Source organism: Pseudomonadota bacterium (assembly GCA_022361155.1).
Lineage (GTDB): Bacteria > Myxococcota_A > Polyangia > Polyangiales > JAKSBK01 > JAKSBK01.
Genome location: JAKSBK010000327.1, coordinates 1 through 18,463, shown reverse-complemented (window position 1 = coordinate 18,463; position 18,463 = coordinate 1). Strand labels below are relative to the sequence as shown.

The window sequence follows — 18,463 nt, the reverse complement described above, 5'->3', positions numbered from 1 at the left end:
GGCAGCCAGAGGTCAGTGATAATCAATTCCGCCTTCGCGGTGGCAACCCTGGGTTCCTTCCCAACCTCGTCATTGCTCACGCATGCCGCGGCGCCTGCCATGGCGAGGCCGAGCATTGCGCTGCAGATCAACACTCGCTTGGAGTGTCTGTTCTTCCTTCTGTTCATTACTTCGCTCCTTGATTACAAAACCCCACGGCCCGCCGGATGGCGTGCCGCTGCTGATGCAGACCCCGAGCGAAGGACCCCCGCTCGGACGCGCGCCGCACCGTGAAACGTGCCGGCCCGCGAGCCTGCTATTCGATTACAGCGCCCGACTCTAGTCGAAGTCAATAGCGATAGGCAAGACGCTCAAATCGCTTTTTCCAAAGAAATTATGCCAGATATTGAGGCTTTTCCTTATTGTTTGCTGTTGCTAATTCTTATCGAATTAGACATGGTTTCCAAGTTTGACGCTTGTTCCAGGCTACAATGCTAATGGATGGGAAAACCGGAGCCACCACGATGCTGCCATCCGTGGTCGTGAACGTGATCGTGGTCGTGGTCGCTCCGTTGGGCCTGGAAGCTTCTGCAATCACGCTGCTGCGCAGCGATTGTCGCGAGCTGCCGAAGAGGCTTCGGTGCTGGTGGCTGCGGTTGGGAGGAATTCGGCTACGTACACGACCACGACCACGACCACGACCACGACCACGACCACGATCACGATCACGATCACGACTACGACTATGCCTGGCCCACATACCCATCTCGGGAAGGCCTGAATTCGCAGCCATTTGGATCAGTTTCGGGATATTTACGACGCACGGACCGCTGCAAGCGGGCGTCGAATTCGCCTTGTTCTGAAACACGGCCTCGTAAGTGCCCGAGATTTGATCGGAAGGATGTGATCATGCGGCAGTCGCGATCGTGATCGTGATCGTGGTCGTGAACGTGGTCGTGAACGTGGTCGTGGTCGTGGTCGTGGCCGTGGTCGTAGGCGCTCCGTTGCGCCTGGAAGCTTCTGCAATCACGCTGCTTCGCAGCGATTGTCGCGAGCTGCCGAAGAGGCTGCGGTGCTGGTGGCTGTGGTTGGGAGGAATTCGACTACGTTCACGACCACGACCACGACCACGACCACGTTCACGACTACGCCCTAGTCCACCCGAAAGACGTCGTCGCGGATCTCGGCCCGCTTGATGTTGGTGTTGCGCCGAATGACATCGGACAGTTTGGTGTGTTTGACTTTGCGCAGATCCTTTTGGGTAAATATCCGCTCGTACCAAAAACGGTCGCCGTCGCGGAGCGCTTCGAATTGTTCTTTGAGCGAGCGCCAGACTAGGGGGCCAACCATGGCGTTCCAGCGATGGTTTTCGGCCAGGCCCCCGACCCAGACGTCGATGTGGTCCACGTGCTTGTAGACGCTGGCAAGCCTGTTGCGGATGGCGAGGGGGGCAGGGAACTGGGCCCAGTGTTTGATGCGGGCCAGGCCGTAGGCGTGGCGGACGTCGTTGTAGCGCGGCAGGCCGTGATCGCGGCCGCGCTGGATGTTCAAGGCGGCGAGATCGAGGCCGCGTTCGTTTGGTGGGCCAAAGAGGAAGTTGCGCAGCTCATCGACCAGGAAGACGTCGACGTCTTCGCATTGCTGGCTGGCGAGACCGCGCAGCAGGGGCTCGATGCCGTGCGTCTTGATGATGTGGGGGTTGAAGAAGGCCTCGCGCAGGGGTAGGGCGCTGCTGTAGCCACGGCTGTCGATAAGCCTTAGAGCGGAGCCGACGGCGCTGTGGCCGAAGCGGTAGGTGGCGGTGGAGAAGACGTTGGCGATGCTGGCGTCGACCTCGGGCTTGTAGCCGGAGTAGGGGCTCAGGGCGCCCGGGCCCAGGAGAAGGGGGAGAAACTCGTTATAGGTAATGTGCTGCATGAGGGCGCCGACCCAGCGCCGAGCTTCCTGGTAGATCCACTCTCCGGTTTTTTGTGGGTTGTGCTTGCGCAAATCGTGCGCGATGCGGTTGTGCTCGCGTACGAAGAGCGTGTGCAGGGCGGTCAGGCCGGCCTGTTCGTTGGCGCGGATGTCGCCGGCGAGAAAGAGGGTGGGATCGTGGGGCGTGGGGGCGTTGGCCTGGTGCGAGGTATTCAGGGGCAGCAGGGGCCCTAGGCGCCCGCCCCAGCTCGTCTTGAGCTTGCCGCTGCGGTCCATGCGACGCAGGGCCGCGGCGCGGGTGGGGTCGGAGCCGTAGACGTTGGAGGCATCGATCCAGGTCGTGATCTCGTTGAGCTGCTGGCGGGGGTTGCCCGCGTCGGTCCCGGTATCGGGGTCGTGGAGCGAGCGGTGGAAGTCGATGGATGCGTTTCCGTCTTCGCCGGGGTCGAAGTGATGGTCACCAAGGGGCACCGGGATGGGCTGGGACTCCTTCGTGCCGCCGGTCAGATCGATGTCGTGGTCCAGGAACTGGCCCCACTGCCACAGGAAATCGCTGGCGCCTACGGTGTTGAGCTTGGGGCCGTCTGGGTGTTTGTTGACGGCGTTGCTGATGGCCCTCGGGTTGGGGTGGTCGTAGTTGGACTCGACGCGGCGTGCCAGGGGTGTGTCGGCCTTACCTATATCCGGGTCGTGGCAGTGGTTGCCGCTGCCGTCGATGCTGCGAAAGCGTGGGATCGCATCGACGCAGGCGGGCTTGGTGCCGCGAAAGGCGCTGTCGAGCACCGCGCCGATCTCGTCGGCCAGGCTCTGGGCCTGGGCCGGAGCGTGCAGTCCTGGAACTGATGCCGCCAGTACCATAAACGCGATCGGCCGCAGGGAGCGGCGAGTCTGCGGATTGTAGGTTCCTGATTTTGGGCTGGAAGAATCGGTGCCTTTGAGCATGGAAACCTGTTTGTTTATAGGCCGAGCACGAGGCGGCAAGTCGCCGAACGGAGTCCCGGCAGCCGTGGAAACGAGGTGCGTCGCCCGCAACTCCACTGTTACAGCCTGTCTGCTGCACAGGCTGTGGCTACACTGCCTCTCTTGCGCGCGTGTTCTTGCGCGCGCTTTTCATGCGCGTGACCGGCGTGCCGCGTTTTCGTGCGATGTCGCGCGCGCGTCCGTGCTTGCACGCGGCGGTCGCGACGACACTGCCGGTCGTACGCTCTCCCCCGGTTAACCGAGCCGAGTCCTACGCTCGAAACCGGTGATCAACTGCTGTGTGTGAAAAACTTCGTCGCCCGCGGTCCGGCTCGCCAGAGAGTGTTCAATGCTCGAACACCCAGAGACCGCTCCCTTTGGAAAACCTCGTGCTGCAAGGCGAGCTTGGTGAGTCCTGTCAGGCAGCGGCCAGGCTGTCAAGGTGTTTTTTCGTTTTGCTTTCCGAACGGGAGCGCCGTGGTCACGCGCGGGGCCAGGGCCAGATCCCAGCGAGCTGTGGTGGCCGTTGCGTGGCCGTGGCCGTAGTCGTGGTCGTGGTCGTGGTCGTGGTCGTGGTCGTGGTCGTAGTCGTAGACCTCATCCGTGATCTTGTACTTCAATTTATCATGATATATTGAAGTATATGTACACTCGGTCACTAGCTCTTCCGGGCCCTGGGAGCGAGACTTTCTTCCTATGGGGTCCCTGACAGACAGGCAAGAGTACGCTGCTACGCCAAGCGTACCCCGAAGCTCTCTGGATCGATCTGCTCAAAGCGGACGAATACCGGCGCTATTTGCAGAATCCGGAGTTGCTGCGCCTTGAGCTTTGCGCAGCTGAGCTACTGGCGTTTGGCGAGTGGTGTCGAAGTGGACTTCATCATCGACGACGTCGAGCTGGCTATCGAGTGCAAGGCCACGCGCACGCTGTCTTCTCAACATTTGAGGGGTCTGCGAGCGTTGCGGGACGAGTATCCACGCCTGAAGCGGCCGCTGGCGGTGTGTCTGGAGCCCAAAGCCCGCAAGACCGAGGATGGCATCTGGGTCTTGCCCGCATCTCAGTTCGCCGACCGGCTATGGTCGGGCGATCTGTTCTAGTGTTAGTGGGCGCCTACGACCACGACCACGGCCACGACCACGACTACGCCTACGGCCACGACCACGGCCACGGGCACGGGCACGGCCACGACCACGATGCGCGATCGTTCACGGTCCGGGTGTGGGTAGGCACGCCGCGGCCAGGTCGAGTGCATCGACCGGATGTACATGAATCTGTATTGGAGTTTACGGGGTGTGGTTCAGGCAGTAGCTGGCGGTGCCGCCGGAGCGGTGGCGGATGCGCCAGCGGAAGTGGCGGCCGGCGTAGCGGGTGACCACGTGGGCGAGGTTTTCGCTGCAGGTGGAGCGGCGCGAGCTGCGCCGGGTGCGCCACGAGGTGCAGGGGCTTCTGGTGTTGCGGCAGCGCTGCAGGTACAAATCGACGTTGCCGGCTCCTTGAGCGCAGTCGAGCGTGGCGCTGACGGTCGTGCCGTAGGCGAGCGGTTCGGTGCCAATCGGAACGTAGGCGTTGCGGTTGGACCCGGAGACGCTGCCCGAGGCGTTGCAGGTTGGGTCGCAGCCGCCCGCGTCGTTGCAGATGCCGGCGCCTCCATTGCACAGGGTCCCTGCAGCGACGAACTCGTACGTGCAGCCCGAATCGGCGTCGCAGCTGTCAATCGTGCACTCGTTGTTGTCTTCGCAGCTGATCGGCGTGCTCGTGCAGGTTCCCGTGTCGGGGTCGCAGCTGCCGGGGTTGCACGCGTCGCTGCCCGGGCAGAGTATCTCCTCGTAGACGCACTCCCCCGTAGTCGAGTGGCAGCGGTCGCTGGTGCACCCATTGTCATCGTTGCATACGATCGGGGCGTTCACGCAGCCGATAGCTGGATCGCAGCTGTCGGTGGTGCACGCGTCGGTGTCCTTGCAGTCTTTGGGCACTGCGGTGCACTGCCCGTCGACACAAACGTCGTTGAAGCACATGTCGTCCGCGTGGGTCATGCAGCCCCCGTCGGCGCTGCATCCCGGTGCTGGCTCGAGCTGGGCGAGGGCTGCCGCCACGTCGGTCTTGCCGGCGCCCCAGTCGTCGTTGGGCTCGCTGCCGGTGTAGTCGTCGCGCCGTGCGCTGTTCGTGAGGATCGTGCGAGCGGCGGTGTGGTCGAGGTTGGCGTCTCGCTCGAGCAACAGGGCCACGGCGCCCGTGACGTGGGGCGCGGCCATGCTCGTGCCCATGAGCACGAAGTGCTTTTGGTCCGAGGTGACGAGGTTGGCCCAGCGCAGCGACGACTGGTGGGGCGGCAGCGACAGGTGGTGCTCGAGCGTGTCCTGGCTCAAGGTGGCCGCGATGCCGACACCGGGAGCCGCGATCTCGGGCTTGGTCCGGTCGTCCCGCGTGGGTCCGCGGGAGCTGAAGTGGGCCAGCAGGTTGTAGGGCTCGCTCCAGTCCGAAGGGCCGTCCAGGTAGCAGGGATGCCCGTCTTTAGCGAAGTCGTAGTCGAAGAAGCCTTTGGCACCCCCCTCCATATCCATGAAGAAGGGGTCCAGGGTCGACTGCGGGCCCCACGGGTAGTCGTTGTAGAACTGGCAGCAGGGTGTCGTCTCGCTGTGCTCGCACGTGCCGTCGGCGGGGTACAGGTCGGCGTACTGCCAGGCCATGCGCGTGGTGTAGGCGCCGACGGTGATCAGGTTGCGGGCGGTGCCTGGAGCGTTGACGGTCATCTGGTTATCGGTGGGCTTGCCGTCGAAGAGCAAGCGTGCTGCAAGCATGGGCGCGCTGCGGCCGAACCAGGCGTGGTACTCGCTCTCGCTGCCGGCCATGCCGTCGTCGCAGATGTGCAGGCGCCACAGGCCTTTTGCCACCGGGCTGGCGTTGTCGAAGTCGGATAGCTGCACGAACAGCTCGTTATCCCCGTTGTTGCTGCCCCAGCCCAGCCGGTCGCCGCCGTTGCCGACCGAGATCGTGCCCTCGGAAGTGCGATAATAGGTCGTGGGCGTGCCGGTGTCCCAAACGCGGAACCAGCGGCCGAAGGCGTTCGGGTAGGTCGCACCCGAGGGTGTGATGACGCGGATCCGGTTGCGATCGCTGCCCGGGTACCAGACGCTGACGAACAGGTAGTCGCCGGTCGCGCCGGCAGGCATGTCGATGGCGATTTCCGAGCAGCCGCCTTGCGGCACGGCGCTGCTTCCGTGAATGGGTGGTCCCCACAGGTGGGCGGTGCGGCCGCCCGCATTGCGCGCGGCGTTGCCCGCGGCGGCCACGACGATCCGGCCCTGGCCGACCAGGCTGTCGAGGCCGAGCTCCTGCAGCGTGGAGCCGTCGTGCGGCCCGAGGTCGTTGCCGAGGCTCAAGTTGACGACTGCCGGCATGTTCAACGCGGCCGCGCGCTGGAAGATCCAGTCCACTCCGTCGATGATGCCGAGCGCGTTGTTTCTGGGACCGAGAAAATCGAACTTGACGACGATCAGCGTGGCCTCCGGAGCCACGCCTGCGAACTGGTAGGGGACGCTGCCGTCGCCGTGTGCCAGGCCGCTGGCAGCGGCCGTGCCGAGCACATGCGAGCCATGCGCGTCGATGTCTTTTTGGACGCAGTAGGTGCCTTGCCCGTCGATGCAGGCCTGAATGTCGGCGGCCTCGTAGACGTGGCCGTAGGTCTTGCCCGGGGGGCTCTGATCCGGTGGGTTCGCGTCCGCGTAGTCCGATTGGTCCCACAAGGCGTGCACGCGGGTAGTGCCCTGCGCATCCCTGAAGTCGGCGTGGTTCCAGTCGATGCCGGTGTCCAGGAGGCCGACCACGACGCCCGCGCCGCCGGTCGCGGGCGAGCCCTCGGGACGCAGGCTCGGCGGCACGTTGACGCCCGTGGGCCCGCGGCTGATGTCCATGAGCTTCTCCACGCGCGGGGCGCACTCCACGCGCGACACGGCCGCGAGCTTGGCGATGTCCGGCAGCCTTTCCATGGGTACGGTCGCGGTGACGATGCCGTTGCTGACCACCGTGCGGATGCGCGCGCCGAGCACGCTCAGCGCCCCGAGGCTCGCGGTTTGCCTCGGGCCGCTGTCGGTCTGAATGAACACGTCCACCAGGGCCGCCTCTCGGCCCTGAAAGCGCCCCTTGCGCACGCTCATCAGGCGTTCGGGCATGAGGCGGGGCAGGTTGGCCAGGCCGCGCCACTTCGGGTGCCGCTTGGCGGCCGCCCACCTCACGTAGGCGGCTTGCAGCGTGCGGTCCAGCTTGGCGAGCGCGCCGCCGTGCCGGAGCGTCAGCGCCGCGGTCTGGTTGTCGATGGGTCCCGCGATCGGTTCTTGCGAGCATCCGATCAGCGCAACGAACACACATGCGAGCAGCCTGGTTCGAACTGACACAAGCTTCATAAACTACCCCTGATGAATCACCCCTGCTGAGTTAACCCTGACGAACTATGTTCGATGAAATACCCCTGCGAGCTACGCCCGCTGAATACCCTTGATGAGCTACGCCCCCCGAGCGCCCTTGACGAGCTACGCCCGCTGAATACCCCTGATGAGCTACCCCGAGCGTACAAGGCACCGCAGGTGCAACGGGTGCGGGCTCAGAGGAAGTTATTCGCCGCGATCGGCATCTGGTCAAGGAGTTTCTTACTCGCTATTGGGTATTTGTCGAATGCGACAATTGCGCCTTGACTTGCTCGAGTATCGTGTAAGACCACCCGCGGGTGGCGCGTAACCGTTCACCGGGGTCTGCAACGAAGTTGCAGGTCAGCCGAGCAGAGCCCTCGCGTCCAGGACTCGGTCGACCAGATCTTCGGACCAGCTGTTTTTCCGAAGCCCGTGCGGCGCGACCAGCGTCAGCAGGACGCGTTTTCTGGTCTTTGTTTGCTGCTCGAAGATGCGCAGCTTGTCCTTCAATGTGCGGGCATAATCTTTGGTGATCACGAAAGGATCGCGGCTGAACTTGATTTCACACAGGTTGATAACGCCGTCTGCACGCTCGAAGAGCAAATCGACCTGAGCCCCTTCGCGTTCGGGCTTGCCCTTGGGAGCCAGGCAGGTCCAGGAACCCAGCGCGGTGACAAGGCTGCTGATGCCGAGAGCGCGGGCGAGCTCCTGAGCGTGCTTCAGGCAGACGCCCTCGAAGGCGTAGCCTGCCCAGGCGGTGTAGGCGGGTGTCTGGGCGCGACCTTGCCAGTAGGCGGCTCCGCCACGCGCCAGCACGCCCCTGGGGCTCGACTCGACCCACTTCAGGTGAAAGAGCGTGTACTCGTCGATCAGCCTGAACAGCGCCTGCTTCACCTTCTTGTCGTAGGGCTCCACGCGGGCGACGAACCCGGCCTCCTCCAGCTCCTGCAGGCGCCGGTTGATGCCTCCGCCGGACGAAGCGCCCAGGGCGCTGAGCAGCTCGTTTCTGGTTAGTCCGCGGCGCCGTCGCGCCAGCGTGCGCACGATTCGCTGGTGCTCCTCGTGGTGCTCGAATAGGCTTTCGAACACGTTGCGGAATTCGTTTCGTAGTGCACCGCCGCGCTCGAAGCACAGGCGTCCTATGGCTTCCGTCGCAGATTGCCCGCGCTCGATCAGGTCGAGGTAGTAGGGCACACCGCCGAGGCTCATGTACAGCTCGAGCGCTTCGCGCTCGGAAAACCTCAGCCGGCGGGCGCGCAAGTACTCGAGGGCTTCGCTCAAGGTGAAGGCTTCGAGACGCAGCTGGCGCGTCAGGCGGTTGTGCAGGCCGCCTTTGGCGTGGACGATGCGGCGCAGCATCCAGGAAGCTGCGCTGCCGCAGAGAATGAGCTTGAGCTGTGGCAAACGCGAGAGCCGCGTGTTCCAGGCATGGTCGATGGACTCCAGGAGGCGCGCCCGTGGGGTCGCCAGCCAGGGGAGCTCGTCAAAGAACAGTGCGATGGTCTTGTTGGGCTGCTGCTTGGCGCGCGCCTGCACCAGATCGCACAAATAGCTCAGTGCGTCGTCCCAGGATTTGAAGTCCGGCAGCGGAACCGCGAGGTCCCAGGCAGCCTCGATCGCCTGTCGAAAACGCCGGAGCTGAAGACGGGTCGTGCCGCCCTTTTCTCCGGTGATCTCGAGGTAGGTTCCTGCGGCTGGTTGCACGACGGAGCGAATCAAGTAGGTCTTTCCCACGCGCCGGCGACCGTACAAAGTAAGGAGCTCGGGCCGTCGTGATTCGAGCGTGCTTTCGAGCAGCTCGCGCTCGCGGCCGCGTGCGACGATACGAGATTTGGCCACCTTGTTGAGAATAGCTGGCCAAATCTGTCGGCTCAAGAGAGATTTGGCTACGTTTCCAGTATTAGCTGGCCAAATCTAAGGCTCGTCCTGTTACGGCTGGACGCCGGTGGCTGGGCCGGCACCGACGCTGGGCACTTCGCCGGCCAGCGCTTGCGACAGGAACCGGATCACGTCGGCGCGACCTTGCATGGTGCGGGTTGCCACGAAATGACCGTCCTCGCCCGTGGCGGGCGCGTACTGGCGCAAGGCGAGCGTGCGGGTGCCCATCGCGCCCGCGGGCGCGTTGCCGGAGAGCGGGGGATCGGCGGTGATTTGGCTGAAGTCCTGCAGCACCGGAGTCACCTGGGTCAGCCCGGCACCTCTGGCATAGGCCTGCATGGCCGGTTCGGGCGAGAACGTGTCGCCCGGCCCGTAGGTCATGAAGAGGTGCGGAAGGTCCTGTGCGTTTTCGGCTTCGGGGCGCAGGGCGGCCGCGAAGTTGATCCCGTCGGAGCGCTCGAAAAAGCCCTGGAAGAGCGCGAGCATGGGGTTCATGTCGCCGACGGCCAGGCGTCCATCCGGGCCGGGGTCGAGCAGGGCAACCGGCACCGTGGCCGCGATGTCGACGGGGTTGCGCTTGTGCAGCAGCGATTGGGTCAGATGGGCTCCGTTGCCCGAAAGCACGACCGCCGCCAGCCCGCTCTGGAAGGGGAGCATGAGGGTCGCATGCATGGCGCCCTGGGAGTGCGCGAAAAGCACGAGGCGGCTCGCATCAAAGCGGATGGCCTCGCCCGTGGGCGAGCTCGCGGCCTCGGCAGTGTACTGGCCGGCCCAGCGCACGAGCGACATCAGGTCCGCGCTACCCTGCAGCACGTTGTCGCGTGCCGCGCGGGGGTTGAGGAAGTTGAAGAAGAGCAGCTCGGGGCTTTGGCGCGAGCTGCCGCGGCGGCTGCCGTGCTGCGGCAGGTCTATGGTGAGGGTCGCGGCGGGTACGGGACTGCCCCCCGCTTCGGCGCGTGCCATGTCGGCCGCAAGGCCGTTGCGGACGGCGGCCGTGAACGATCCTCCGGTGCCGTGGGCGTAGAGCATGAGCGGAAAGCCGTCCGGAGGTGGCGGCCCTTGAGGCACGGTGAGGGCGAAGCACACGTTTTCGGTGCGCGCGGGCTCGAGACCGGTGGCGGTGGGATGGGGGATCGCGCCGCCGTCGGCCGGCTTTTCGTAGGGCGGTGTGCCCTGCTGGAAGATCGGCAGCGCGATGCGTCCGTGTAGCTCGACGTAGTCGCCGGCGGGCGTGCCGCACGTGCGCTCCGGTGTGCCGTCTGCGCAGGGCGATGGGCTGCCGGCAGCGCAGCGTGTGAGCTCGCTCACACCCGCCGCAGGAGCCGACTGGACGGCTTGCTTCAGAGCGGCGACAGGTGCGTGCGGGTCCTGGGTGGTGAAGACGGCCGCATTCAAGATGCTCGCGGGGTCGTGGCCAACATCCGTCAGCCAGGCCCTCAGCGGTGCATACGCAGCGTGCGCCGGGCCGAGGGCCGCTTCGGCGGGGCTGCCCTCCGTCAAGAGCGCCGTGAGATCCGGGGCGCGAGCGAACTCGCCTCCCTGCTTTGGCAGCAGCGCCGTCGAGAGGATCACGGCGTAGGTGGTGGAAGGGTGCAACGCAGTGCCCAGACCGTGTGCCACGCCAAGCCAGTTGTTGCAGATGTAGTTGCTGACCCTGCCCTCGGTCGTGAGCCAGCGTACGGCGTGGGGTAGGTTGTAGGTCGGCGAGCCAGGCGTGATATCTACTAGCATCACGGAGCCGGGGCTCACGTCGGCCCAGCGGTAGGGTTGCGAGAAGCGGAAGAAGACCACGGGGTTGGTTGCGAAGCCCTCCAGGTCCGTTTGAGACGCTTCGAGGTAGAGCTCGACCAGCGCGCTGATGGCAGTTGGCGGCTCAGCGTGGCCGCCGAGGTCGAGCCCGCGCTCGAGCCTTCGAACGTCGTTGGGGAACGGCAGCCGATAAAAGTCGTGCTGGTTGCCGGTGCGCGGCACGTCGAAGTAGGCGACCGGCTCGGGATCGTCCGCAGCGCACTTGGCGTTCGTCCAGCTAGGTGGCGGGTTGCCACCGGGAGGCGGCTGGCCGCCGGGCGGCGGTTGGCCACCGGGCGGCGGTTGGCCACCGGGCCCGGGGTTGGTGCAGGTTCCGTTGCAGACGAGCCCGGCCATGCAGTCGCTTGCGGTGGTGCATGCCGCCCCTGGCGCGCCGCTGCCGCCGGCCTGACACAGCCCTGCCAGGCCTTGAGTTACGCAGCGTAGGCCCTGCTGGCAGTCGCTGGTGCTGCGGCAGGCGCTGCCCGCGCTGCCGGTTCCCGATACCTGGCAAACGCCCGTCACGCTGCAGAACAAGCCCGCGGCGCAGTCGGTCGCCAGCGTGCAGCGGCCGCCTTCACCGGCGCCGGGCGGCGGCTGGCAGCTGCCGCCGATGCAGCTCAATCCCGGCTCGCAGATCAGCAGGGTGGCGTTGCATGCAGCACCAACGCTCCCAGGCATGGGCCCGCGTTCACCGCCCACCCCGTCGCTCCCGCAACCGGTCAAGGCGAGACCCAGCCAGAGAAGGCCGCCCAGGCCGCACGGCCCGAGCCCGCGGCGTCGGTTGGCCGGCCCTGCCGGGCCACGGATATGGGCTTGTCTCGACGTCACGGCCTGACCTTGGGATGCATGCGTACCTGAGAAGGTAAGAGCCCCTCTTTTGGGGCACGCAAAATATGTTACCACAGCAGCATTACCGTAAAAATGTGTATTGTTGCTTGCCTGAGGCCTACACGATGCTACAACAACATATCTATGCGTTCTGACTAGAAACGCATCTACCCCATAGAACCGAAAGGGGGAGGACCCCGGATGAAGTCGTTTATCCTTGCGTTGTCAATCGTAGCTGGTTCGTTGCTGATGCCCAGTGGTGTAGCACAGGCTGACAGTTTCAGTACGGGGCCGCACCGTTTCACCCGGGGGCACGTGATAAGGAAGATCCGACATCGGCGTCACCTTCGGTCCAAGAAGCGTCTCGCGGCGTTGCGACGGGCCCGCTGTGCGCGTCCGACACGGGCCCAGATAGCGCATGCTCCCGGCACGCCCGAGCTGGATCCAGGAGCCGCGGGTGCGGGCTTCGTCCTTCTGGTGGGTGGCGCCTTGGTATTGAGCGAGCGCCGCCGCCGGACGGCTCGCGAGGCCTTGCCCTAGCCCGAGACTCTCGTTTCCGGCCGGGCCGTGGTTCATCAGTCGCGCCATTGCGGCGTTTTACGCATCTGTGTTGTCCACGATTGTGTTGTCTACCATGCGCTCGCCATGGCTGAGGCCCCGTACAGGTTGTCCACAGCGTAGCCAGCGCAGCCGGCATAGCCATGCCCACAGCGTAGCCAGCGTAGCCATGCCCACAGCGGAGGGCGAGTAACCATGGAAACAGACGAGCAATTCGATGTCGAATCCAAGAACCACAGGCTCGGCGTGGCTGTCGATCCTGCTCGCCTGCTGCGGGTGCTTTGGGGGGCGAGACGGCTGATAGGCTTGACTGCCGTGCTCGGCGCGCTGCTCGGGGCAGCGATTGCCAAATGGTATGTGAACCCCGAATACGAAGCGAGCACGCTGCTGCAATGGGAACCCGACGTGGGCGACGATCAACGCGTGGCACCCCATCCCCGCGAGCTCTACACGATGGTGGAAGGGGTGACCTTGCACTCCAATCTCGCGAGCATCGCCAAACGGTTGGGCGGAAACCAGGAGCCGGAAGCTATTGGCCGGGCGCTCGAGGTCGACGTGGAAGGGGGCAGCAGCGTGATCACGATCCTCGCGAGGGCGGCATCTGCCGAGCGCGCGGCCGATCTCGCGAACACGACGGTGAGTGTCTTTGCCGAGCATAGAAAGCGCATGCTGAGCTCGCGCAACACCGATCTGACCAAGTCCCTCGGCCGCGACGTGGCCGCCACCAAGGCCAAGTTCGCAGAGGCGCAGCGGACCTACGACGCCTTTCGAGCCGAGCTCGGAGTGACCGACCTGTTGCATGCCATCGAGACAACGACCAAGGAGCTCACCGTGGCCGAGGCAGAGGTCGGGGAGCTGGCGGCCGAGATCGACGCGCTCGAAGAGACCGAGCGCATGTACCGAAAGGACAAGCGCCACCAACGAAAACGCATGGCGCTGTCCACGAGCGTTTCCAACCCGCTGCAGGCGGAGCTGGCCGCCGCCGAGGCCAAGCTCTCGGCGGACGAAGCGCGGCTGGCGCCGGACCATCCATCGATTCTGCGCCAAAGGGCACACGTCGCGTCGCTTCGCAGCAAGGCCGCCGAGATGAGCGAGACCGTGAGCGCAGGCACCTTCGGCTTGAACCCGGAGCACGTTGCCGTCGTGGCCGGGCTGCGTGACGCGAGCGTCAAGAGAAGGCAGGCCCAGGTGCGCCTGCAGGCAGCACGGGAGCTGGCCAAGGCGAAGCGTGCTCGCCTGACTGAGCTCGAGGCAGTCCAGGGACGCGGATCGGTGCTGCTCACCCAGGTGGGCGTTGCCCAGGAACACCTGATCCAGCTCACCGGTCGTCTTTCCGAGGCTGCCGATGCCATGCGCTCGGACTTCCCGGGTTTTCGGGTGCTCTCGAAAGCGGAGCCCCCGCGCTACCCGGGCTCGTCCCGCCGAAAGGTGGTGGTTTTTGGCGTTGCTCTTGGCCTCGTCCTTTTCGTCTGCCTCGGGCTGCTCCTGCGTGATCTCTGGGGACTGCGCGTGCGCACCGCACGCGAGGCCGCGTACTGGGGCCGAGCATCGGTCGTGGCCACTTCGCCCTGGCCTCACGACTCGCGGGCGCTGGCCTGTCTGGTCGGCGACCTGGTCGATGGTGCAGCCCATGCGCGCGGCGTGACCCTCGTTGTCGGTGCGAGTAGGGCCGAGGAGCCGCTGGCCCACAAGGTCGCTGCGCTCGTGAGCCGCTGCGCGCACCAGACGCGCAGCTCCGCACGGGATCCTCTCGATTCAATGGCGACCTCGGGTCCGTTGATGCTGCCGAGCGGAAACGAAGGCGACGCGAGCGCGGAGGGACCGGAGGAGCTTGGCGAAGCGCGGCCGGACGGGGATCCGCGAGGCTTGCCTGTGGTGTGCGCCTGGGACGGCCCGCCGGCCGGCCAGGCCTTGCGTCGAGCTGCCCGCATGGCCGACCGGGTGCTGGTCCTGGTTTCGTCGGGGGGACGTTCCATGGTCGAGCTGGCCAGGCTTCGTGAACGCCTGGGTCGAGACAAGGGCGTGGGAATGCTGGTCGTGGGCGTGGATGACGCGGCCGCCGAGCTGCCGGATCGGATCGGGGATGTCGACAGCTTCTGGCGTGCGCTGCGCAATACCGCCTGACCCGCCCATGCCCTACGTCCCTGTCGGTTGGGGGCATGCGGTGAAGCGAAGGGCGCCACGACAGCCGCAGCCGTAGAACTCGCATCGCACCCGATGCAAGGCGCCGAGCTGGTGCCCGCGGATCGAACCTGGCCGCACTGGCAATCCGGCGCCGCCCTGGCGACGCGTAGCGATGGGCTCGCGGCACGAGCTACAGCACGTGTGCGGAGTCGTCATCGCGGACCGCCCGAACGCCCGAACCTACGCAGGATCGCCTGCCGGAGCGACCATGTTTCGATCGGTTCCGGCGACGACGACCACGAGTACGACCAGGACCACGAGTACGACCACGACCACGACCAGGACCAGGACCACGACCACGGAAAACCGGCCCTGGGCCGAGCACAGTCGGGGCAACCTGCGCGAGACGCTGCGCTGATCCTGAATCATTTCAGTCCGAGCGACTTTTTTCGCCGGGACCGGTGTGGACGAGGGCGGCCTCCTCGTCTAGAACGGCCGCTACGGTGCGACATGGGTCTATTGCGACGGGTGGTTGGCGTGGTTCGCAGCGAGCTGCATGCACGGTTTGACAGGTCCTCTGATGCGCAGGTGCAGGCGGGCGGCGAGAGCGGCCACGGGCGGCCGGAGCCTCGGCCGGAAGCGAGCCTCGAGCAGGACGAGTCGCAGCGCATTCGAGCCTCCTACCTGGCCAACCTCGAGCTCGATGCAGGGGCGTCGCACGCGCAGATAAAGGCAGCCTATCGCCGTCTCATGAGCAAATACCATCCCGATCTGCACAGCCAGGATCCTGGCCGGCGTGCGACCGCCGAGCAGATCACCAGGCGCCTCAACGAGGCCATGGCGCACTTTGACGATCAACACAAGCACGGAGAAACGCGATGAGCCACTTTGACAAGGTGAAGGGCTACCTCGGCGAGCTTGGGCTCGCGCCGGCCTCGGAGCAGGGCGACGACGAGCTGGTGGTAGTGCACGACGAGCAGCGTGGCCTCAGCCATCTGATCGTCGACTGCGACGATCCGATTCTCATCCTCGAGCAGTTCATCTTTGCTCTTGGGCCAGAGCCGGATCCACGCGTGCTGTTGCGCCTGCTACAGATGAACCGCTCGCTCGTGCACGGCGCGTTCGTCGTGGACGAGGAAGGCGAGCGGGTGCTGTTCCGGGACACGCTTCAGCTCGAGAGCCTCGATCTCAACGAGCTCGAGGCGTCCATCAGCTCGCTCAGCCTCGCCTTGGCGGAATACGCAGGGGAGCTGCTGAGCTTCGCCAAGCAGCCCGCAGGTTCCGAGTAGCTCGACGGTAGACACACACAGACACGCAGCTCGACACTGGACACAGCTCGACAGTGGACGCAGCTCGACACTGGACACAGCTCGACGGTGGACACAGCTCGACAGCAGCTAGACAGTAGACAGCAAAGGGACAAACCATGGCCGGTTTCTTTCAACGATTGTTCAAGGTAGCGGAGTCCGAGGCACACTCCGCGGTCTCCAAGCTCGAGGATCCCATCAAGATGACCGAGCAGGGCATTCGCGATCTGCGCAAGGACCTGGATGAGAGCATGAAAAGCCTGGCACAGGTCAAAGCCTTGCAGATTCGCATGCGGCGCGACCTCGAGTCGAACAAGGACTCCGCCGCGACGTACGAAAAGAAGGCGATGCTGCTGGTGCAGAAAGGACAGGGGGGGTCGCTGGCGGCGGCCGAGGCCGATCGGCTGGCAACCGAGGCCCTGGCCAAACGCGATCAGGCTTCCGGAGCGGCTGCCGGGCTGGTGCGCGAGCTCGGGCGGCACGATGCGATGGTGGCGCAGCTCGAGGGCAACGTCCGCACGCTGCGATCCAAGATCAGCAGCTTCGAGACGGAGCTCACGACGCTCAAGGCGAGGGCCAAGGTGGCGGGCGCCACCAAGAAGCTCAACAAGCAGCTGGCGCAGGTTGATTCGAGCGGTACCATCGCCATGCTGGAGCGCATGAAGGAGCGGGTGGTGGAGGACGAGGCGCTCGCTGCCTCGTACGGCGAGCTGGCTTCGGTGGAGACCAGCGTCGACGCGGAGATCGACAAGGCCCTGGCCTCGGGCACGGGTTCGGACTCGGCTGCAAGCGACTCGTTGGCCGCCCTGAAGGCCAAGATGGGCGCGAGCTAGCTCCCATGCCCGAGCTGGCGCTCATTCTGCTCGTTGGCCTGTTGGCGGCGGGCGTCTATTTCTACCGCAGGCGCGCACGGTTGATCGCGGGGGATCGCATGCCCGGGCAGCTGCGCGCGGGCGCCGGGCTCGGTAGCGAGCGCAAGCTGCAGAATGTGCGAGCGGGCGGTGTCTTGCACCTCGCTGCCGTCGGTCCGGACCTCGAGGACTTCGATGTCACCGTCCGGGCACGTCACGAGTACCAGCAGGGAACCTCCCGCTGGTACGAGCTGGAGTGCGACCGCGGGGATGCAACGGTCTGGATCGACTTCGAGCAGGACGATGGGCTCGAGATCGCGGTGGCGCTGCGCAAGCTCAAGATGCGCGATCTGGGCATCGACAAGCGCGATCTCGAACGCATGGACGAGCACGAGGACGGCAAGCTGTCCTTCGAGGGACGCACCTACCACCTCGATGACTCGGACCGCGCCAATTTCCATCGCGGCGGACAGCCCGAGGCCGAATCGCTCTACTATTGGGATTTCGAGGACGACGATGGGAGGCGTTTCCTGGGTATCGAACGCTGGGACGACGGTTCGTACGACGTCACGTACAGCGAAAGCGTGACCGCCGAGCAGGTCACGGTCTACTCCGTATCGGGGGACGCTCCGGAGTGACGGTGTCATGCAGCTCATGAACGATCTGTTCGGGGGCCCTGCCACGCTGGCGCTGTGCTTCGGCCTGCTCTTGGTGGCCAAGCTCGCCAAGGACTGGACCACGCCCTACAACATCGATCGCCAGCTGACGCAGCACGATAACTTCGCCGTTGCGCTGTCTGTGACGGGCTACTTCGCCGGGACCGTCATCGTGCTGCTCGGCGCGCTGATCGGTCCCGAGCTGCCTCTTGGTGAGGATCTTCTGGCAATTGGCGGCTACGGTCTGCTGGGGATCCTTCTCTTGAACGCCTCCAGGTGGGTGAACGACAAGCTGATATTGAACCGCTTCTGCAACACCAAGGAGCTGATCGACGACCGCAACGCGGGCACCGGCGCAGTCGAGTTTGGCAGCTATGTGGCGTCGGGTCTGGTTGTGGCAGGAGCGCTGCATGGAGAGGGGTCCCTCGTCACGGCCGTGCTCTTTTTCGTCGTAGCCCAAGCTGCGCTGATCGTGTTTGCGCGGGTCTACGATTGGCTGATGCCGTTCGACGTGCACGCCGAGATCGAGCGCGACAACGTGGCGGCGGGGGTCAGTTTCGGCGGCACGCTGATAGCGCTCGGCATCATTCTGTTCAACGGCACGGTCGGCAACTTCGTCAGCTGGGGCTACAACCTGGCCAATTTCGGCCTCAATGCCGCGCTTGGCTTCGTCTTGCTGCCCTTGGTGCGGGTAGCCTTCGACAAGATCATCCTTGCGCGCGCCGACCTCAATCGCGAGATCCGCGATGACAGGAACGTCGGGATCGGGGTCCTTGAAATGACGATTGCGATTTCGTTCGCTGTGCTCCTCGTGTTCACGCTGAATGTCGAACCGTTGCTGCAGCCTCTGCTGGTGGCCGGGTGAGCGTCATGGATGCGGGCGATGGCGGGGAGCAGGCTCGCGAATCGGGCCGGCGCCTGTTTCGCTACGGCGGTGCGGTAGGGGTTTTTGCCGCGCTGTGTCTGCTGACCGCAGTCATCACCGGGTATTCCACGACCAGGATCCTGCACGAAGAGCTTCCGCCGGCCGGAGGGGTGCTCGGACCCATCGAGCTCAGCGGTTCCGATACGGTGCTCGAGATCGAAATCGCGTCTCCGGTGGCGGACGGTCAGTGGACGCACTGGACAGGCAACCTATTGAATAGCAAGCGCGAGTTCGTGCTTGGTTTCGGCGAGGAGTTCTGGCGGGAAAGCGGCTACGACGACGGGGG

The 18,463-nt window shown here is 65.1% G+C and carries 17 protein-coding genes; 9 read left to right on the top strand and 8 right to left on the bottom strand.

Annotated elements, in window-relative coordinates; genetic code table 11:
• Positions 1–573 precede the first annotated feature (573 nt).
• From MJD61_12905 to MJD61_12895, 3 genes are all read right to left on the bottom strand, one after another.
• Positions 574–714 carry a hypothetical protein gene (locus tag MJD61_12905; GenBank protein ID MCG8556167.1) on the bottom strand — a complete coding sequence of 47 codons (141 nt, stop codon included), beginning with the start codon at positions 712–714 and terminating at the stop codon, positions 574–576.
• Between the two features lie 417 nt (positions 715–1,131).
• Positions 1,132–2,754, bottom strand: coding sequence for a peroxidase family protein (locus MJD61_12900; protein ID MCG8556166.1), 1,623 nt, complete (start codon positions 2,752–2,754; stop codon positions 1,132–1,134).
• Positions 2,755–3,293: 539 nt separating this feature from the next.
• On the bottom strand, positions 3,294–3,476 hold the full coding sequence (locus MJD61_12895) for a hypothetical protein (GenBank protein ID MCG8556165.1): 183 nt from the start codon (positions 3,474–3,476) through the stop codon (positions 3,294–3,296).
• A 201-nt stretch (positions 3,477–3,677) separates the two neighbouring features.
• Here MJD61_12895 and MJD61_12890 point away from each other — a divergent pair, with 201 nt between their 5' ends.
• Positions 3,678–3,953 (top strand): DUF4143 domain-containing protein, encoded by a 276-nt coding sequence (locus tag MJD61_12890; protein MCG8556164.1) that lies wholly within the window; start codon positions 3,678–3,680, stop codon positions 3,951–3,953.
• 2 nt (positions 3,954–3,955) lie between these two features.
• On the opposite strand, the gene MJD61_12885 is transcribed toward MJD61_12890, so the two are convergent.
• The 4 genes from MJD61_12885 to MJD61_12870 form a co-directional block, all read right to left on the bottom strand.
• The gene (locus MJD61_12885; GenBank protein MCG8556163.1) at positions 3,956–4,108 is read right to left on the bottom strand and encodes a hypothetical protein; all 153 of its coding nucleotides are present in this window, start codon (positions 4,106–4,108) and stop codon (positions 3,956–3,958) included.
• Between the two features lie 31 nt (positions 4,109–4,139).
• Positions 4,140–7,256, bottom strand: coding sequence for a S8 family serine peptidase (locus tag MJD61_12880; protein MCG8556162.1), 3,117 nt, complete (start codon positions 7,254–7,256; stop codon positions 4,140–4,142).
• Positions 7,257–7,619: 363 nt separating this feature from the next.
• Entirely contained in the window at positions 7,620–9,098 is a 1,479-nt protein-coding gene (locus tag MJD61_12875; protein ID MCG8556161.1) for an ATP-binding protein, read from the bottom strand.
• A 90-nt stretch (positions 9,099–9,188) separates the two neighbouring features.
• Positions 9,189–11,606 carry a hypothetical protein gene (locus MJD61_12870; protein ID MCG8556160.1) on the bottom strand — a complete coding sequence of 806 codons (2,418 nt, stop codon included), beginning with the start codon at positions 11,604–11,606 and terminating at the stop codon, positions 9,189–9,191.
• Positions 11,607–11,957: 351 nt separating this feature from the next.
• Between MJD61_12870 and MJD61_12865 the strand changes: the two genes are divergently transcribed.
• Together MJD61_12865 and MJD61_12860 are read left to right on the top strand one after the other, a co-directional pair.
• Positions 11,958–12,296: a hypothetical protein gene (locus MJD61_12865; protein ID MCG8556159.1), complete on the top strand. Its 339-nt coding sequence runs from the start codon at positions 11,958–11,960 to the stop codon at positions 12,294–12,296.
• 213 nt (positions 12,297–12,509) lie between these two features.
• Positions 12,510–14,438: a Wzz/FepE/Etk N-terminal domain-containing protein gene (locus MJD61_12860; GenBank protein ID MCG8556158.1), complete on the top strand. Its 1,929-nt coding sequence runs from the start codon at positions 12,510–12,512 to the stop codon at positions 14,436–14,438.
• Between the two features lie 240 nt (positions 14,439–14,678).
• Here MJD61_12860 and MJD61_12855 read toward each other — a convergent pair whose 3' ends face one another.
• Positions 14,679–14,867 carry a hypothetical protein gene (locus tag MJD61_12855; protein MCG8556157.1) on the bottom strand — a complete coding sequence of 63 codons (189 nt, stop codon included), beginning with the start codon at positions 14,865–14,867 and terminating at the stop codon, positions 14,679–14,681.
• Positions 14,868–14,948: 81 nt separating this feature from the next.
• On the opposite strand from MJD61_12855, the gene MJD61_12850 reads away from it, so the two are divergent.
• The 6 genes from MJD61_12850 to MJD61_12825 all read left to right on the top strand — a co-directional run.
• A complete protein-coding gene (locus MJD61_12850; GenBank protein ID MCG8556156.1) occupies positions 14,949–15,320 on the top strand; it encodes a DnaJ domain-containing protein in 372 nt (123 codons plus the stop codon).
• Complete coding sequence (locus MJD61_12845) at positions 15,317–15,727, top strand: YbjN domain-containing protein (GenBank protein ID MCG8556155.1); 411 nt, start codon at positions 15,317–15,319, stop codon at positions 15,725–15,727. The genes MJD61_12850 and MJD61_12845 overlap by 4 nt, the downstream gene beginning before the upstream one ends.
• A 137-nt stretch (positions 15,728–15,864) precedes the next feature.
• The gene (locus MJD61_12840) at positions 15,865–16,578 is read left to right on the top strand and encodes a PspA/IM30 family protein (protein ID MCG8556154.1); all 714 of its coding nucleotides are present in this window, start codon (positions 15,865–15,867) and stop codon (positions 16,576–16,578) included.
• A 5-nt stretch (positions 16,579–16,583) separates the two neighbouring features.
• The gene (locus MJD61_12835) at positions 16,584–17,234 is read left to right on the top strand and encodes a DUF4178 domain-containing protein (protein MCG8556153.1); all 651 of its coding nucleotides are present in this window, start codon (positions 16,584–16,586) and stop codon (positions 17,232–17,234) included.
• A gap of 7 nt (positions 17,235–17,241) precedes the next feature.
• Entirely contained in the window at positions 17,242–18,117 is an 876-nt protein-coding gene (locus MJD61_12830) for a DUF350 domain-containing protein (GenBank protein MCG8556152.1), read from the top strand.
• A partial coding sequence (locus tag MJD61_12825) for a hypothetical protein (protein MCG8556151.1) occupies positions 18,114–18,463 on the top strand: 350 nt, incomplete at its 3' end. The genes MJD61_12830 and MJD61_12825, both read left to right, overlap by 4 nt.

Coding starts and splice junctions, on each gene's coding strand:
- MJD61_12830 (MCG8556152.1), top strand. CDS start 17,242: ATGCAGCTCATGAACGATCTGTTCGGGGGCCCTGCCACGCTGGCGCTG.
- MJD61_12870 (MCG8556160.1), bottom strand. CDS start 11,606: ATGCCTGGGAGCGTTGGTGCTGCATGCAACGCCACCCTGCTGATCTGC.
- MJD61_12900 (MCG8556166.1), bottom strand. CDS start 2,754: ATGGTACTGGCGGCATCAGTTCCAGGACTGCACGCTCCGGCCCAGGCC.
- MJD61_12850 (MCG8556156.1), top strand. CDS start 14,949: ATGGGTCTATTGCGACGGGTGGTTGGCGTGGTTCGCAGCGAGCTGCAT.
- MJD61_12835 (MCG8556153.1), top strand. CDS start 16,584: ATGCCCGAGCTGGCGCTCATTCTGCTCGTTGGCCTGTTGGCGGCGGGC.
- MJD61_12865 (MCG8556159.1), top strand. CDS start 11,958: ATGAAGTCGTTTATCCTTGCGTTGTCAATCGTAGCTGGTTCGTTGCTG.
- MJD61_12845 (MCG8556155.1), top strand. CDS start 15,317: ATGAGCCACTTTGACAAGGTGAAGGGCTACCTCGGCGAGCTTGGGCTC.
- MJD61_12855 (MCG8556157.1), bottom strand. CDS start 14,867: ATGATTCAGGATCAGCGCAGCGTCTCGCGCAGGTTGCCCCGACTGTGC.
- MJD61_12880 (MCG8556162.1), bottom strand. CDS start 7,256: ATGAAGCTTGTGTCAGTTCGAACCAGGCTGCTCGCATGTGTGTTCGTT.
- MJD61_12840 (MCG8556154.1), top strand. CDS start 15,865: ATGGCCGGTTTCTTTCAACGATTGTTCAAGGTAGCGGAGTCCGAGGCA.
- MJD61_12860 (MCG8556158.1), top strand. CDS start 12,510: ATGGAAACAGACGAGCAATTCGATGTCGAATCCAAGAACCACAGGCTC.
- MJD61_12885 (MCG8556163.1), bottom strand. CDS start 4,108: ATGCACTCGACCTGGCCGCGGCGTGCCTACCCACACCCGGACCGTGAA.